Origin of the sequence: Oceanicaulis sp. MMSF_3324 (genome assembly GCF_030733545.1) — a bacterium.
Lineage (GTDB): Bacteria > Pseudomonadota > Alphaproteobacteria > Caulobacterales > Maricaulaceae > Oceanicaulis.
This window is the reverse complement of record NZ_JASHIU010000003.1, coordinates 147,388-162,711: the sequence shown is the minus strand read 5'-3', so window position 1 is coordinate 162,711 and position 15,324 is coordinate 147,388. Positions and strand designations below refer to the sequence as shown.

Genomic DNA, 15,324 nt, shown 5'->3' with positions numbered 1-15,324 from the left:
CCTATAGCCGGACTTCCTGGCGCTGTCCCGCCCGGAATGACACCAGCAGCGGCCGCGGTCGTCCGCCCAGCGACGCCAGCGCCGTTTCAGCGAAGACATTGAGCGCGGGATCCTGAAGGAGCTCCGGCGCCTTTTCCGGACTGACCCAAGCGACTCGTTCGCCGCCGCGTCGTTTCACGGAGTTGGAGATCCGCGCCACGGGCGCGGTGAAGACGCGGACATGACGGCGCGTTTCAGCGTCCGCTGGATCCAGCGCACGCCCCAGATAGGTCAGGCTGTCGCGATCAGGCTGCAGATGGTGTCGGGTCAGGCGCGCCCAGGGGTTTGTGCCCGGCACGCGTACATCAGCGGTGAGGGGGCGCGCCAGCAGCTGGCCCAGCTCTTCGGACAGCGCTCGGATGGCGGCGTCCATGAAAGCGCCGGTCTGGTTTTCAGAGGCCCCCAGGCGTTTGCGCGAAATCGTCGGGCCGCCAAACTCCGGCAAGCCGTCGCCGCGCGCCGGACGCGATAGCGGCACGCCATATCCCTTGTCCGAGCGCACCAGGGCGATCTGACGCGTATGCGGATCGGCCAGCAGCAAGGTCGCCATATTGATCGGGCGGGCGCTCATAGGGTCTCCACTTTCGGGCCGGATCGGGTGCTCTTGAGATAACGGATGGGACGGGCCGGATCCTTCAACCAGGTTTCCAGCTCGCCAATGACATATTGGGTGGCGATGGGCAGGTCGAGCGATCCGCGTTCACTCAGGCTGACCCAGCGCAAGTCCTCCAGCTCGCCATTGCTGGTCAGCTCGGCCGGGCCGTGCACATGCTCCACATCACAGGTGAAGAACCAGGCGTCAAACCGGCGCGGCCGCTTGGGCGGGGTGATGGCGCGGGTGATCACGTCCAGAGGCGCGGCATTGGGCTGCGCCCCGGCCGCTTCAAACGGGGCCCAGGGCGGCTTGAAGCTGCAGGCCTCGTCCGCCGGCTTGCCCAGGATCAGGCCTGTCTCTTCCGCCGTTTCACGCAAGGCCGCCGCTGCGGCGGCGCGGGCGCGGCGCTCGGTCAGGACGCGCGTCATGACCGAGCGGGTCTTGTCGTTCAGCTCTTCGGCGAGCGGCGCATAGCCGTCCGTGGGGTCCACGCGTCCGCCGGGAAACACATATTTGCTGGGCATGAAGACATGCCCGGTCGAGCGGCGGCCAAAGAGGAGTTCGATCTCGCCATTGGCGCGCTGGCGGCGCAGCAGCAAGGAGGCGGCGAGTTTCGGGCGTGGACTGGTTTTAGGCGCGGTTTTCTTATCGTTTTTTGCGTCTGGCATTGTGTTTCTTTGCGCGCGGAGAGCCGCGGCGCTCGTACTTGTCGCGCGGACGTCCGCGTCCTTTGGGCGGTTTTCCTGACTCAGGCGGTGTTAGAATGTCGAATAACAATCCGCCCGTCACGGGTGTCGCTTCATCCAAGCGCACTGTCACCGCCATGCCAAGCCGATACCGCCCGCCCGAGCTTTGCCCGACAAGGGCGTGGGCGGCTTCATCATGCATGAAGTATTCAGAGCCCAGGCGCGAGACCGGGCACAGACCGTCCGCGCCGGTTTCATGAAGCCGGACGAACAGGCCAAAGCGCGTCACGCCGGTGATGCGGCCCTCAAATTCGGTCCCCACGCGATCGGCGAGCCAGGCGGCGATGAAGCGGTCGACGGCATCACGTTCGGCGGCCATGGCCCGGCGTTCGTTCTGGGTGGTGTCCTCGGCGATGCGCTGTAGCTGGCTGCGTTCTTTATCGCTTTGCCCGTCTGATCCGAGATTGTAGGCGCGGATCAGCGCGCGGTGGACGGTCAGGTCCGCATAGCGCCGGATGGGCGAGGTGAAGTGGGCGTATTTGGCCAGATTCAGGCCGAAATGCCCGATATTGTCGGTGTCATAGACCGCCTGGGACTGGCTTCTGAGCACCACCTCATTGACCGTTTCGTAATGGTCGGTGGGGTGGGCGGCTTGCAGCAGCGTGTTGAAGCGCGCTGCGGTCGGGCGCTCGCCGCGCGTCCATTTCAGGCCCACATGGGGCAGGAAGTCCGCCAGCGTATCGAGCTTCTCCGAGCCCGGTTCGTCGTGGATGCGATAGATGAGGGGGCTGTTCTTGGCTTCCAGCGCCGTGGCGGCCGCCACGTTCGCCTGGATCATCATTTCCTCGATCAGCTTGTGCGCATCAAAGCGTTCGCGCAGGCGCACGCCCTGGACCCGGCCATCCTCGCCCACGATCACCTTGCGCTCGGGCGCATCGATCTCCAGCGGTTCACGACGCTTGCGGGCGCTGCGCAGGGCGTCATACGCGCCCCAGAGCGGCTTGAGCACGTCTTCAAGCAGGGTTTCCGCCTTGCCCGAGCCCTGGCCGTCTATCGCCGCCTGAGCCTCTTCATAGGCCAGTTTGGCGGCCGACCGCATCCAGCCGCGAATGAAGCGGTGACCGATCTGATTGCCATTGCGGTCAAACACCATGCGCACGGCGAGGCAGGGGCGTTCCTCGCCCTCTCGCAGTGAGCACAGATCATTGGACAGGCGTTCGGGCAGCATCGGCACCACCCGGTCGGGCAGATAGACCGAAACGCCGCGATTGCGCGCGCCCTTGTCCAGCGCGCTGGTGGGCGTGACATAGGCGGCCACATCGGCGATGGCGACCATCACGATCCAGCCGTCCGGATTCTTGGGATCGTCATCGGGCGCCGCCCAGACCGCGTCGTCATGGTCGCGGGCGTCCGCAGGGTCGATGGTGACCAGCGGGATGTCGCGCAGATCCTCGCGATTGCCCATGGATACAGGCTCAATGTCGTCGACCTGCTTGAGTTCGGCGTCCAGGAAACCATCAGGCACGCCGTGTTCGGCCATGGCGATGATGGAGCCGGCGCGCGCGCTGTCAGCGCGGCCCACCACTTCGTCGATTATGGCCGTTTTCAGGCCGTGACGGCGCTCTGACGCGATACGCACGATAACCAGATCGCCATCCTCGGCCTTGCTGGTCTCGCCCCGCGCCGGGACCAGCTCATGCCGCGCGCGGCGGTCCACAGGGACCAGGCGCGCCGGGCCGCGATCATTGTGACGCAGCACGCACAGAATGCGGTGCGCGGACTGGCCCAGCTTCTTGATGACGCTGGCTTCATAGCCCTCTTCCTCGCCCGGCAGCGGAGCGAGGCGCGCCAGGATCTTGTCGCCGACGCCGGCTGCAGGACCGCGCGTGCGTTCGCCGGGCTTGAGGATGATTTTCGGGCCCTGCAGCTCAGGCTTCACGGGCTGGCACAGGAACTCGCCGTCCACATCGCGATCAATGACTTCCAGCACGGTGACCGAAGGCAGCTGATCGGCCATTTCATAGGCCTTCTGCTCGTTCTTGCGGATCACGCCGGCATCAGTGAGCTCGCGCAAGGCAAGCTTGAGGCCGGATCGCTGGTCGCCCTTCAGGCCCAGAGCCTTGGCGAGTTCACGCTTGGTGAAGCGTCCTTCGCCCAGCCGGATCGCCTCGATCAGGGCGTCCTTGGTGAAACCGGAGCGGGCGTATGGATCTTCGTTCAAGACGGGGCCTTTGTACTCTTCGTAGTGGTTTTCTTGGCGGTGGTTTTCTTCGCAGCAGGCTTCTTGGCGGCGGTTTTGGTCTCACCGTCCGCCTTCTTGGCCGCCGTTTTCTTGGCGGGCGCCTTTTTCTTCGCCGGGGCCTTCTTCTTGGCCGGCGATTTGGCCGCTTTTGCGGCAATCAGCTCCAGCGCCTGTTCCAGGGTGACCTCGGCCGGGTCCATATCCTTGGGCAGGGTGGCGTTGATCTTGCCGAATTTCACATACGGACCATAGCGCCCGTTCATGACATTGATGGCGCCGCCTTCATCAGGGTGTTCGCCCAGCTCCTTCAGGGGCGCCGCCGCAGCGCCGCGCCCACGCGGATTGGCTTTCTTCTGTTCAATCAGGTCCACGGCGCGGTTCAGGCCCACCTCGAACACCTCGTCGGCGTTCGACAGGTTCGCATAGGTCTTGCCGTGCTTGACGAACGGGCCATAGCGGCCAATGCCCGCCTCGATCATCTCGCCGTCTTCAGGGTGCGGTCCGATCTTGCGCGGCAGGTCAATGAGCGCGATCGCCTTCTCCAGCGTCACGGACGCCGGATCCCAGCCCTTGGGAATGGAGCCGCGGCGCGGCTTGTCCTCGTCCTCGACCTGCATTTCGAGGTACGGGCCGAAGCGACCGTCCTTGAGCACGATCATGGCGCCGGTTTCAGGATGCTCGCCGAGCTCGCCATCGCCTTCGACGGCATCAAGCTCGCTGCCGCCCAGCGGGCGCGTATAGCGGCAATCGGGATAGTTCGAGCAGCCCACAAAGGCGCCGTGTTTGCCCAGACGCAGTGACAATGCGCCCTCATTGCATTTGGGGCAGACCTTGGGGTCGGAGCCGTCTTCGCGCGGCGGGAAGATCAGCGGCGCCAGCGCCACATTCATCGCGTCGATCACGTCGCCAATGCGCAGATCGGCGATGTCCTCGATGGAGGCGTGGAAATCCTTCCAGAAGTCGCGCAGCAATTGCTTGTACTCGAGATCGCCCGCCGAGACCTTGTCGAGCTGGTCTTCCAGAGAGGCGGTGAAATCGTACTGGACGTAGCGCGCGAAGAAGTTCTCGAGGAAGGCGATGACCACGCGGCCCTTGTCCTCGGGCTTGAAGCGCTTGTCTTCCATGCGGACATAGTCGCGGTCGCGCAGCACAGACAGGGTCGAGGCGTAGGTCGACGGACGGCCAATGCCCAGCTCTTCCATCTTCTTGACCAGCGAGGCCTCGGTGAAGCGGGGCGGGGGTTGGGTGAAGTGCTGTTCGGCCAGCGTCTTTTCGGCCTTGGCCGAGGCGCCTTGCTGGATCTGCGGAAGCCGGTTCTCGCCTTCATCCTCTTCATCGTCGCGGCCTTCCTGGTACAGGGCGAAGAAGCCCGGGAAGGTCACCACCGTGCCGGTGGCGCGCAAGGCGAGGGATTTGTCGTCGTTTTCAAAGTCGATGGTTGTGCGCTCAAGCCGGGCCGCTTCCATCTGGCTGGCCACGGCGCGCTTCCAGATCAGCGAGTAGAGCTTGGCCTGGTCGGCATCGAGCCGCATCTCGTCGGGATGGCGGGTAAAGCTTGTCGGGCGGATCGCTTCGTGCGCTTCCTGGGCGTTCTTGGCCTTGGTGGAATAAAAGCGCGGCTTTTCCGGCACGAAGTCGGACCCGTGACGTTCGCCAATGACGTCGCGCGCCTGCATCATGGCGCTCATGTCCATGGAGACGCCGTCGGTCCGCATATAGGTGATCAGGCCGACCGTCTCGCCGCCCAGATTGACGCCTTCATACAGACGCTGCGCGGTGCGCATGGTGCGTTGGGCGTCAAAGCCCAGCTTGCGCGCGGCCTCTTGCTGAAGCGTCGAGGTGGTGAAGGGCGGCGGCGGATTGCGCTTGGTGGGCTTGGCCTCGACCGCGGCGACCGTGAAGTCCGCCGCCTTGATGGCGGCTTCGGCGGCGCGGGCGCGCTTTTCTTCGCCAATGGTCAGGCGGGTGATCTTCTCGCCTTCAAACCGGGTCAGCTTGGAGGCGATCAGCTGATCGGCGCCCTCGGCTTTCACCTCGGCGTCCACTGACCAGTATTCCTGGCTGACAAAGCGCTCGATCTCGGTTTCACGCTCGGTGATCAGGCGCAGGGCCACCGATTGCACCCGGCCCGCCGAACGGGCGCCGGGCAGCTTGCGCCACAGAACGGGCGACAGGGTGAAGCCGACGAGATAGTCGAGCGCCCGGCGCGCCAGATAGGCTTCGACCAGCTCCATATCGAGCTCGCGCGGGCTGGCCATGGCGTCGCTGACGGCCTTTTTCGTGATGGCGTTGAACGCCACGCGCTGAACCTGCTTGTCCTTGAGCACCCGGCGCTTCTGCAGCGCTTCAAGCAGGTGCCAGGAAATTGCTTCTCCCTCGCGATCCGGGTCAGTGGCGAGGATCAGGGTGTCGGCGTCTTTCAGGGCATCGGCGATCGCCTTGATGCGTTCTTTCGACTTGCCCTCGACCGTCCAGTCCATGGCGAAGTCTTCGTCGGGACGCACCGAGCCGTCCTTGGGCGGCAGATCGCGCACATGGCCGAAGCTGGCGAGCACGGTGTAGTCGCTCCCCAGATACTTATTGATGGTTTTGGCTTTGGCCGGGGATTCGACGACAACGACGTTCATATGATCACTGATAGCAAGGTGAAGCGGTCCAGCGTCAAGACTGGTCCGGTCAATGGCGGCGGAAGGTGGGGATAGTTCATCACCCTGTCAACATGGGGCTGACGCTTGCCAGAACCAGGGCACAGGTTTACGGCTCCCCGTAGAGTTGTTCCAAGAGCAATCAAAACGATTATGACGAATACCCCAACCGGCGCTGCGAATGATCGCGCCCTCCGTGAACAGACGACGCAGGAGGCGGCGGGCTATCTCGTCGAGATGCTGGCCGCGCTGTCCCACTTCGCGCATCGGGCGGATCTGAATAATTCTTCCGTCATGCTGGCGACCGCGGCCCATGTGATCGAGCAGGAATGCCGTCAGTTGACGCATAAGCCGCCGCTGGCCAATCCCGACGCCGATCACAGGACGCTTTTTCCTTTCTCTCCGGACGGAAGCCCGCGCAAAACGCGCGATTAAAGGCTGCAGACCATGCCGTTGGGCCAGATCTCGCACCGTCCCGCCAGCTCCAGCTCCACAAGCGCCGCCAACACGATCCGGGTCGGCGCCTGGGTGAGCCGGGCCAGTTCATCGCGGGAAACCGGGGTGGGCGAGAGCAGTTCGGCAATGCGTTCGCGGATGTCGGAGACGGCGTTGTCCAGCGCGTCGGGATGGTCGAACTCATCCTCATAATCGGCTCCCGAGGGCTCCTGCAGTTTCGGGCGGCGCGCGCCGGACAGGATGTCGAGTATGTCGTCCACGCTCTGGATCAGCGCGGCGCCGTCCTGCAAGAGGCGGTTTGACCCCCGGGCGCGCGGATCCATGGGCGAGCCGGGGACCGCCATCACTTCGCGGTTCTGCTCCAGCGCATAGCGCGCCGTAATCAGCGAGCCCGAGCGCTCCGCCGCCTCCACGACCAGAACGCCCAGGGAGAGCCCCGAGATCAAACGGTTGCGACGCGGGAAGTCGCGCGCCTGCGGGCTGTAGCGGGGCGGGCTCTCGCTGACCAGCAGGCCCTGCTCGGCGATGGCGTGATAGAGCGCCTCATGCTCGGGCGGGTAGATGGAGGTGAGACCGCCTGCGAGGACGGCGATCGTGCCGGTCTCAAGGCTGGCGGCATGGGCGGCGCCGTCTATGCCGCGCGCCAACCCGGATGCGATCAGCACGCCGCGCTCACCCAGGCCACGGGCCAGATCGCCGGCAAACCGCAATCCGGCGGCCGAGGCGTTGCGCGCGCCCACCATGGCGCAGACGGGATTGTCCCTGAGCTCGAGCGGTCCCTTGACGGTGATGACGGGCGGGGGCGGATCAAGGGCGGCGAGGTCGGCGGGGAAATCCGGCTCGCAGGCGCACAGCAGGCGCGCCCCCGTTCGTTCCAGATCGGCGAGCTCATCCTCGGCCTGATTGCGGGACACCGCCTTGAGGGGCTTGGTGCGTCCGCCCCGCTTTGACAATTCGGGCAGGGCGTCAATGGCGCGGCTGGCGGTTTCAAACCGCTCGATCAGCCTGGCGAAGGTGACAGGTCCAACCCCCGACGTGCGCGACAAGCGAAGCCAGTCCACGCGCTCGGTCGGGGAGAGGGACCGGCGCGTCACGTCTTCTTCGCTCCGATCTTGGGTTCCTCACCCTTGAGGATGCGGCCGATATTCTCCTGATGGCGCCAGTAGAGCAGCGCCGCGAGAAAGAGCGCGAGTATGGCGACGTCTTCACGGGCGAAGGCGTAGGCAAGGACAGGCGCCGCCAGCGCCGCCGTCAGGGCGGAGAGCGAGGACATGCGCAGCATCAGCGCCATGCCCAGCCAGACAAAGCAGGTCAGCGCGCCGACCGGGAAGTGGGCCGCCAGCAGCACGCCCAGGAAGGTCGCGACGCCCTTGCCGCCCTTGAATTTGAGCCAGACCGGGAAGCAATGGCCGAAAAACGCAGCGCCGCCCGCGATCAGGCCCGCGGTGGGATTGGCGATATAGGTGAACAGAAGGCAGGCGAAGCCCGCCTTGCCGGAATCAAGAATGAGCGTGGCGAGCGCCAGGTCCTTGCGTCCGGTGCGCAGCACATTGGTCGCGCCAATATTGCCCGAGCCGATGGCGCGAATATCCCCAAGGCCGGCGAGCCGGGTCAGCAGCAGGCCGAACGGGATCGAACCGAAGACATAGCCGACGACCAGCGCCGCCGCGAACCAGGGGTCAAGCATCATTACTCATCTTCCAGTTGATGGATAATCGCGCCTTCCGCGATTGTGATCAAGGTGCGACCGAACAGGCGACGTCCGGAAAAGGCGCTGGGGGCGCGGCATTGCATGGCGCCGCGGCCATAGACGAAGGGGGCGTGCGGGTCGAAGACCACCAGATCGGCCGGGGCGCCTGCGTTCAGGCGGCCCTGTTCCAGACCCAGAATGTCCGCCGGTCCCGAAGTCACTGGGCGCAGCGCGTCGGCCAGGCTCATCCGGCCGTCCTCCACCAGACCGCACAGCACGGGCAGCAGGGCCTCAAGAGTCGCCGAACCCGCCTGCGCCTCGGGGAAGGGGTGCGCCTTGGACTCATTGGTGCGCGCCACATGGTCGGAAACGACAGCATCGATACGGCCCTGGGAAAGCGCGTCGATCAGCGCCTGCCGGTCGTCTTCGCTGCGCAGGGGCGGCTCCAGCCGATAATGCGGATCCAGTCCCCCGAGATCCATCTCGTTGAAACTGAGATGGCTGACCGGCGCGGTGACGGCGACTTCAAGCCCGTCCTTGCGCGCGGTTTGCGCCGCGTCGAGCGCTTCGCGCGTGGTCACCCGGTCAAAGATCAGACGGGCGCCGGTGAGCGCGGCGAGCGCCGCATCGCGCTTGACCGCCATGGCTTCCGATTGCGCGGGGCGGGCGGGCAGCCCCAGGCGCATGGACAGATCGCTTTCGGTCGCCACCGTGCCGCGGCTGAGGCCCTGATCGTCCGGGCGCAAGCTGACCCAGGCGTCAAACCCGCCCGCATAGGCGAGGACGCGGCGCGCCAGGCGGGTATCCGCCACAGGCTGGCCGCCATCGCCGAGATAAAGCGCGCCGGCGCGCAGCATCAGGCCGATTTCCGCCATGTCTTCGGGCGAGCTGACGCACAGGCCGGCGGCATAGAGCCGGACGGCGCTCGTCAGCGCGGCGGCGTTCACGGCCGCAATGTCTTCAGGGGTGCGGAAACCGCCGCCGCTTTCCGGTGACAGCACCAGAGTGGCGACGCCGCTAGCGGCCGCTGCGCGAGCCGCCGCATCCACGCCGCGGGCGCCGGTGGAAGCGGGATCCGCCGTGCAGCGCATGTCGATCAGGGCGGGGGCGAGCACCGCGCCCTTCACGTCAATCACCTGTTCGTCGTCATGGGACTCAAGATCGGGGCCGATCTCCTCGATCAGGCCGTCGCGCACCCTCAATGCGCCCATTTCGTCCCGGCCCGAGGCCGGATCGATCAGCCGGGCGTTTTCAAACAGCATCATGCCCCGTCTCCCAGGCCATCGGCGTCATGGCTGCGCATGTCCGCAATCGTGGAATTGGGCGCGCGGCCCGTGATCAGCTCCAGTATGGCGGAGCGCACGGCGACGCCGCTTTCCACCTGCTCGAGGATCAGGGCGCGCTCGGGATCGTCCGCCAGCGCGCCGTCAATCTCCACGCCCCGATTCATTGGCCCGGGATGCATGACGAGGCAATCGGGCGCCGCGCGGTCCAGACGGTCCTCGGTCAGCCCCCACAGCGCAGCGTATTCGCGATCCGACGGGATCAGCCCGCCGGTCATGCGCTCTTTCTGGATGCGCAGGGCCATGACGGCGTCGCAGCCTTCCAGCGCTTCATCAAGATCGTGAAAGACACTGACGCCCCAGCGATCCGCATCGGCGGGCAGGAGCGTCGCCGGGCCGCACAGGCGCACCTCGGCGTTCAGCAGGTTCAGCAAGGACACGTTCGAGCGGGCGACGCGCGAATGCAGGATATCGCCCACGATCAGGATGCGGCGTCCACCCACCTCGCCCCAGCGACGGGTCAGGGTGAAGGCGTCCAGAAGCGCCTGGGTCGGATGCTCATGCGCGCCATCGCCGGCATTGACGGTGGGGACCCCGGTAACGCGAGCGAAGTGCGCCGCCGCGCCGGCCGCCTTGTGGCGCACCACCAACACGTCCGGGCGCATGGCGGTGAGGGTGAGGGCGGTGTCGTCCAGGCTCTCGCCCTTGGAGATCGAGGCGCTGCCGGCGGCGAAGTTCACCACATCGGCCCCCAGGCGCTTGGCGGCGATCTCGAAACTCGCCAGCGTGCGGGTGGAGTTCTCGAAGAACAGATTGATCTGGGTGAGGCCCTTGAGGGTGTCGCCCTCCTTGTCGCCCCGGCGCGCATTGTCGAAATGATGCCTGGCGCGCTTGAAAATCATCTGCACGTCGAGCGGGTTGAGATCCCCGACGCTCAGCAGGCTGTCATGGGGAAAATCATAGGCGAAGCCGGTGCGCTCCATCAAAGCACCCTCCGAAAAGCATTCGCGGCGGTATAGGCGCGCATGCGGGATCGGGCAAGCTGAACGGTGTCGCAGCCTGTCAGAGCGACAGCGCGACAGCGGCCGCGACAGGCAGGTTGATCAGGCTTGTCAGCACGGTCAGCGTGATCATGCCTGCGGTCAGTCCGGCCTCGCCGTCACAATCCGCGGCGACGGCATAGATGAAGGCGGCGGCGGGCGCGGCGCCGGCGATCGCCATGAGCACCGCGAGATCTCCGGTCAGCCCGAACGCCAGCGCCAATCCCAGATAGACGACGGGACCGATACAGGTGCGCAAGACGGCGGCGGACAGAAGAACGGTCAGACGGCCCTTGAGCGCCTTGAAATCAAGCCCGGCGCCCATGGACAACAGAATGACGGCCATGGACCCTGCGCCAATCATCTCGATGGGCCCGACCAGGACGGACACGCGCCCCAGACCGGACAGGTTGGCCAGCAGGCCGAACACGCAGGCCAGAACGACCGGGTCCTTCGCCGTCTTCATCAGGGCGGCTTGCAAGCCGCGTCCCGAGGTCAGCGCAAAGCCGGCCACGGACGCGGCGGCGCCGATGATGACGCCGGTCGCGGAGACCGCGGCGCCGGCGCTGGCAATCGCGTCGCCGAGCAGGCGCTCCGCCAGGGCGAGCGAGAGCACAATGTTCCACATCACGGCGCTGGCGATCATCGGGGCGGTGATGCGGCCCGAATTGCTGACGAGCCGGCCCAGCAACAGGGCGAGCGCGATCATGAGGACTGAACCGAGCGCGGACACGCCTGCAAGCGTCAGGCTGTTCGCGCCGTCAAACCGGGCCTGGGCCAGAAGCGAGAACAGGAAGCTCGGCAGCAGAAGCCGATGGTTCAGTGCGTTCACGCCGCGCCAATGCTCGCGGGGGATATAGCCCAGGGCGCGCACGCCATAGCCCAGGGCGATGATCGCGAAGACCGGCAGGAAGGCGGAGATGATGACCTGGGTCATAGCAGGCTGGTGGTCCAGATCCAGAACGGCATGGCCAGAGCGGCCAGCAAGGTGGTGGCGGTGACATGGCCCGCCATCAGCCGGGCATCCCCGCCCAGCTCGGAGGCCAGCACATAGGAGGCGGCCGCCCCCGGGGTCGAGCCGATGGCGGCGAGAATGGCGAGCGCCACGCCTTCCACCCCGAACATCCGCCCCAGGGCGATGAACACCAAAGGCGCGATGATCAGCTTCAGGCCGACGGACAGCATCAACAGCTTGGGCCGGGCCTTGAGGGCGGAGAAGTCGAGCCCGGCGCCGATCGCCATCAGGATCAGCGGCAATGCGGCGCGTCCAGCCAGGGCGGCGGTATCGGCCACAGGCCCGGTCTGGAACAGGCCGAGCGCATTACAGGCCGCGCCCAGCAGACAGGCGATGATCAGCGGGTTTGTGATGATGCGCATGCCGACCCGGCGAGCATCGGGTTTGACATCGCTGGTGCCCCAGATGGTCAGCACCACCACGCACATCACATTGATCAAAGGCACGGTGGGGGCGAAGACCAGCGCGGCGAGCGCATTGCCCTCCGCGCCAAAGGCTGTGCCCGCCAGCGCGAGAAGGACAAAGCCGTTCCAGCGCACCCCGCCCTGGAACAGGCTGGTATAGGACGGCCCGGGCACGGGCAGCGGCTTGAAGGCCAGGCTGATGGCGCCCATCACCAGAAAGCCCAAGGTCACCGCAATCAGGAAGGAGCCAGCGGGCAGGCCGGCATAATCGGCGCGGGAAATGGTGGAGAACAGGAGGGACGGCAGCAGGGCCTGATAGCTGAGCCGGTTCACGCCGAGCCAGAGCTCCTTGCGCACCAGGCCCGAACGCCGCATGGCCCAGCCAAGCGCGATCACGCCGAAAATGGGGATCAGGGCGCTGGCGACGGCGTTCATGAGATCGGGTCGTCCGGCGATAGCGGGGTATGGGTGACGCCCTGATTGATGCGCCCGATCGCGCTTTCCAGAATCACCGCCGCCGCCTGCGCATCCACAAAGCCCTTGCGAAGCGAGGGCTTCACCCCGGCCTCGATCAGGGACTCGGTCGCAGCGAAGGTGCTCAGCCGTTCATCCTGATAGGCGACAGGCAGATCGCGCAGGCGCAGAAGATTGGTCACGAAGGAGCGCGAGGACTGGGCCCGGCGGCCATCTCCGCCATCCATGTGTAAGGGCAGGCCCACGATCAGTCCGACGCAAGCGCGTTCGTCATAGAGCGCCAGGAGCGCCTCGGCGTCCTTGGTGAATTTCTCGCGCTGGATGGTGGTCAGCGGCGTGACCAAAGTGCGGTCGGTATTGGACACCGCCAGACCCAGCGTTTTCGTGCCGGGATCAATGGCCATGAGCGGGCCAGCAGGAAAGAGGGCGGGGTCCAGGAACAACATGGCCCCGGTTTAGGCCTCCCGACCGCACAAGGGAAGGGTCTGACTCCGTCACAATCTTGCGCCGCAGCACCGGCGTTGGTACGCAGAGCGCTTAGCCTTGCCCTCCCATTCGGAGACCTGCCCATGTCTGTGACAAAAGACGATGTCCGGCGCATTGCGCGTCTGGCCCGCATCGCCGAGCCGGCTGACCGCCTCGATTCGCTCACCAATGAACTCAACGGCATTCTCGACTGGGTCGAGCAGCTGGGTGAGGTCGATGTCACGGGCGTCGAGCCGATGACTACGCCGGTCCAGACGCCGCTGCCCCTGCGTCCGGACGAAATCACCGATGGCGGCAAGCGTGACGACATTCTGGCCAACGCCCCGAAAGCCGAAGAAGGCTTCTTCGTTGTGCCCAAGAGCGTGGAGTAAGCTGTGGCGCCGCTTGGCCTCATACTGGTCTTTATGGCCATCGCCGGTTTCGCCGGATTGCTGGGTTCATTCCTTGCCCGAAGGTTGAATGAGGCCTTCGCAATTCCGCGTGATCACTGGCTGCCCTGGTATGTGTCCATCGCTACGCTGGCGCTGTTCGGCTTCTGCAGTCTCTACCTGTCCTTCCCGACCCATTCGCTGGAAGCGGCCCGATTTGAAACCATTGACCGGCTGAACGGCTGGTTCTGCGCCAGCGCGGTTCTGGTTGGAAACGCTGTTTCATACTTCATCATGCGGCTGCGGCTCGTCCGCGCCGAACTCATAACGGATCAGCCCCATGACTGACTTTACCCAGCTCTCTTTGTTCGATGTGCTCGACGGCCTTGAGAAGAAGGACTTCTCGGCGGTCGACGTCGCCGAGGCGACGGTGAAGGCGGCGGAAGCGGCGCAAGGCGCGCTCAACTGCTTCACCTCCATTGATGGCGACAAGGCCAAGGAGATGGCGCAAGCCTCTGATGCGCGTCGCGCCAAGGGCGAGGCTGGCGCGCTTGAGGGCGTGCCCATCGCGATCAAGGACCTGTTCGGCGTTCATGGCGTCGAGACCAGCGCCAGCTCGAACATCCTCAAAGGGTTCAAGCCGCGCTATGAATCCACCGTCACCAGCAAGCTCTGGGATGCGGGCGCGGTGTTCTTCGGCAAGACCTCCATGGATGAATTCGCCATGGGCTCGTCCAACGAAACCGCCGCCACGGGCCCGGTCGTGAACCCCTGGCGCGCCCAGGGTTCTGACGAGAAGCTGGTGCCGGGCGGCAGTTCGGGCGGCTCTGCGGCGGCGCTGGCTGCGGGCATCTCTTACGGCGCCACCGGCACCGATACCGGCGGCTCCATCCGCCAGCCGGCCGCGTTCACCGGCCTTGTGGGCGCAAAGCCCACCTATGGCCGCTGCTCGCGCTGGGGCGTTGTGGCGTTCGCCAGCTCGCTCGACCATCCGGGCCCGTTCGGCAAGACGGTGAAGGACACGGCGCTGCTGACCCAGATCATGTCGGGCCATGACCCCAAGGATTCCACCTCCTATCCGGGCGAGGTTCCGGACATGGTCTCCGCCGTCGGTCGCGGCGTGAAGGGGCTGAAGATCGGCATCCCGAAAGAGTATCGCGTGGACGGCATGCCGTCAGCCATCGATACGCTGTGGGAGAAGGGCGCCCAATGGCTCAAAGAGCAGGGGGCGGAAGTCGTCGAGATTTCCCTTCCGATGACCAAATACGCCCTGCCGGCCTACTACATCATCGCCCCGGCGGAAGCCTCCTCGAATCTCGCGCGCTATGACGGCATGCGCTTTGGCCAGCGCGTCGAGGGTGAAGACCTGATCGACACCTATGAGAAGACGCGCGGCGAAGGCTTTGGCGACGAGGTCCAGCGCCGCATCCTGATCGGCACCTATGTGCTGAGCGCGGGGTATTACGATGCGTACTACCTCAAGGCCCTCAAAGTGCGCCGCAAAATCCTTGAGGATTTCAACGCCGCCTTTGAAGGCGTGGACGCCATCCTGACACCGACCACGCCGAGCGCGGCCTTCGGCATTGGCTCAAAGGCCGATGCGGATCCGATCGAGATGTATCTCAATGACATCTTCACCGTGACCGCCAATATCGCCGGCATCCCGGCGATGAGCGTTCCGGCGGGTCTGGACAAGAACGGCCTGCCGCTGGGCCTTCAGGTCATCACCAAGGCGCTCGACGAGGAAACCATGTTCGCCGTCGGCGGCGCTCTGGAACAGGCTGCAGGCTTCACCGCCAAGCCGGAGCAGTGGTGGGCTTAACACGCATGTCATCCCCCGGCTTGTCCGGGGGATCCATGCCGTAGCGTTTGATGGATGCCGACCGGAATGGATGGCCCGA

At 65.5% G+C, this 15,324-nt stretch carries 15 protein-coding genes; 4 read left to right on the top strand and 11 right to left on the bottom strand.

The window, feature by feature from the left end; translation table 11 throughout:
- Nucleotide 1 precedes the first annotated feature (1 nt).
- From RBA95_RS05190 to topA, 4 genes are read right to left on the bottom strand one after another with little or no spacing between them, the layout of a single operon-like run.
- Complete coding sequence (locus RBA95_RS05190; protein ID WP_306015754.1) at nt 2–610, bottom strand: hypothetical protein; 609 nt, start codon at nt 608–610, stop codon at nt 2–4.
- Nucleotides 607–1,302: an NUDIX domain-containing protein gene (locus RBA95_RS05185; RefSeq protein ID WP_306015753.1), complete on the bottom strand. Its 696-nt coding sequence runs from the start codon at nt 1,300–1,302 to the stop codon at nt 607–609. Before RBA95_RS05185 ends, RBA95_RS05190 begins: the two co-directional genes overlap by 4 nt.
- A complete protein-coding gene (rnr, locus tag RBA95_RS05180) occupies nt 1,280–3,541 on the bottom strand; it encodes a ribonuclease R (protein WP_306015752.1) in 2,262 nt (753 codons plus the stop codon). The genes RBA95_RS05185 and rnr overlap by 23 nt, the downstream gene beginning before the upstream one ends.
- Nucleotides 3,538–6,189, bottom strand: coding sequence for a type I DNA topoisomerase (topA, locus tag RBA95_RS05175; protein ID WP_306015751.1), 2,652 nt, complete (start codon nt 6,187–6,189; stop codon nt 3,538–3,540). The genes rnr and topA overlap by 4 nt, the downstream gene beginning before the upstream one ends.
- A gap of 171 nt (nt 6,190–6,360) precedes the next feature.
- Here topA and RBA95_RS05170 point away from each other — a divergent pair, with 171 nt between their 5' ends.
- Entirely contained in the window at nt 6,361–6,642 is a 282-nt protein-coding gene (locus RBA95_RS05170; protein WP_306015750.1) for a hypothetical protein, read from the top strand.
- On the opposite strand, the gene dprA is transcribed toward RBA95_RS05170, so the two are convergent.
- From dprA to ruvX, 7 genes are all read right to left on the bottom strand, one after another.
- Nucleotides 6,639–7,757 (bottom strand): DNA-processing protein DprA, encoded by a 1,119-nt coding sequence (gene dprA, locus RBA95_RS05165; RefSeq protein ID WP_306015749.1) that lies wholly within the window; start codon nt 7,755–7,757, stop codon nt 6,639–6,641. The two genes, RBA95_RS05170 and dprA, sit on opposite strands and share 4 nt — an antisense overlap.
- The gene (gene plsY / locus RBA95_RS05160; RefSeq protein WP_306015748.1) at nt 7,754–8,353 is read right to left on the bottom strand and encodes a glycerol-3-phosphate 1-O-acyltransferase PlsY; all 600 of its coding nucleotides are present in this window, start codon (nt 8,351–8,353) and stop codon (nt 7,754–7,756) included. Before plsY ends, dprA begins: the two co-directional genes overlap by 4 nt.
- Nucleotides 8,353–9,618: a dihydroorotase family protein gene (locus RBA95_RS05155; protein ID WP_306015747.1), complete on the bottom strand. Its 1,266-nt coding sequence runs from the start codon at nt 9,616–9,618 to the stop codon at nt 8,353–8,355. The genes plsY and RBA95_RS05155 overlap by 1 nt, the downstream gene beginning before the upstream one ends.
- Nucleotides 9,615–10,619, bottom strand: coding sequence for an aspartate carbamoyltransferase catalytic subunit (locus RBA95_RS05150; RefSeq protein ID WP_306015746.1), 1,005 nt, complete (start codon nt 10,617–10,619; stop codon nt 9,615–9,617). The genes RBA95_RS05155 and RBA95_RS05150 overlap by 4 nt, the downstream gene beginning before the upstream one ends.
- 79 nt (nt 10,620–10,698) lie before the next feature.
- Nucleotides 10,699–11,613, bottom strand: a complete 915-nt coding sequence (locus tag RBA95_RS05145) for an AEC family transporter (RefSeq protein WP_306015745.1) — start codon at nt 11,611–11,613, stop codon at nt 10,699–10,701.
- A complete protein-coding gene (locus RBA95_RS05140) occupies nt 11,610–12,530 on the bottom strand; it encodes an AEC family transporter (protein WP_306015744.1) in 921 nt (306 codons plus the stop codon). Before RBA95_RS05140 ends, RBA95_RS05145 begins: the two co-directional genes overlap by 4 nt.
- Entirely contained in the window at nt 12,527–12,973 is a 447-nt protein-coding gene (gene ruvX, locus RBA95_RS05135; protein WP_306015743.1) for a Holliday junction resolvase RuvX, read from the bottom strand. The genes RBA95_RS05140 and ruvX overlap by 4 nt, the downstream gene beginning before the upstream one ends.
- Nucleotides 12,974–13,138: 165 nt before the next feature.
- On the opposite strand from ruvX, the gene gatC reads away from it, so the two are divergent.
- The 3 genes from gatC to gatA are packed head-to-tail and all read left to right on the top strand — an operon-like array spanning nt 13,139 to nt 15,245.
- Nucleotides 13,139–13,426, top strand: a complete 288-nt coding sequence (gene gatC / locus RBA95_RS05130; RefSeq protein ID WP_306015742.1) for an Asp-tRNA(Asn)/Glu-tRNA(Gln) amidotransferase subunit GatC — start codon at nt 13,139–13,141, stop codon at nt 13,424–13,426.
- 3 nt (nt 13,427–13,429) lie between these two features.
- Entirely contained in the window at nt 13,430–13,771 is a 342-nt protein-coding gene (locus RBA95_RS05125; protein ID WP_306015741.1) for a hypothetical protein, read from the top strand.
- Complete coding sequence (gene gatA, locus RBA95_RS05120; RefSeq protein WP_306015740.1) at nt 13,764–15,245, top strand: Asp-tRNA(Asn)/Glu-tRNA(Gln) amidotransferase subunit GatA; 1,482 nt, start codon at nt 13,764–13,766, stop codon at nt 15,243–15,245. The genes RBA95_RS05125 and gatA overlap by 8 nt, the downstream gene beginning before the upstream one ends.
- Nucleotides 15,246–15,324 lie beyond the last annotated feature (79 nt).

What these genes read in the sequence shown, in the direction of transcription:
- RBA95_RS05150 (WP_306015746.1), bottom strand. Translation starts at nt 10,619, where the DNA reads ATGGAGCGCACCGGCTTCGCCTATGATTTTCCCCATGACAGCCTGCTG.
- RBA95_RS05140 (WP_306015744.1), bottom strand. Translation starts at nt 12,530, where the DNA reads ATGAACGCCGTCGCCAGCGCCCTGATCCCCATTTTCGGCGTGATCGCG.
- gatC (WP_306015742.1), top strand. Translation starts at nt 13,139, where the DNA reads ATGTCTGTGACAAAAGACGATGTCCGGCGCATTGCGCGTCTGGCCCGC.
- RBA95_RS05145 (WP_306015745.1), bottom strand. Translation starts at nt 11,613, where the DNA reads ATGACCCAGGTCATCATCTCCGCCTTCCTGCCGGTCTTCGCGATCATC.
- RBA95_RS05170 (WP_306015750.1), top strand. Translation starts at nt 6,361, where the DNA reads ATGACGAATACCCCAACCGGCGCTGCGAATGATCGCGCCCTCCGTGAA.
- ruvX (WP_306015743.1), bottom strand. Translation starts at nt 12,973, where the DNA reads ATGGCCATTGATCCCGGCACGAAAACGCTGGGTCTGGCGGTGTCCAAT.
- topA (WP_306015751.1), bottom strand. Translation starts at nt 6,189, where the DNA reads ATGAACGTCGTTGTCGTCGAATCCCCGGCCAAAGCCAAAACCATCAAT.
- gatA (WP_306015740.1), top strand. Translation starts at nt 13,764, where the DNA reads ATGACTGACTTTACCCAGCTCTCTTTGTTCGATGTGCTCGACGGCCTT.
- RBA95_RS05190 (WP_306015754.1), bottom strand. Translation starts at nt 610, where the DNA reads ATGAGCGCCCGCCCGATCAATATGGCGACCTTGCTGCTGGCCGATCCG.
- plsY (WP_306015748.1), bottom strand. Translation starts at nt 8,353, where the DNA reads ATGATGCTTGACCCCTGGTTCGCGGCGGCGCTGGTCGTCGGCTATGTC.
- RBA95_RS05155 (WP_306015747.1), bottom strand. Translation starts at nt 9,618, where the DNA reads ATGATGCTGTTTGAAAACGCCCGGCTGATCGATCCGGCCTCGGGCCGG.
- RBA95_RS05185 (WP_306015753.1), bottom strand. Translation starts at nt 1,302, where the DNA reads ATGCCAGACGCAAAAAACGATAAGAAAACCGCGCCTAAAACCAGTCCA.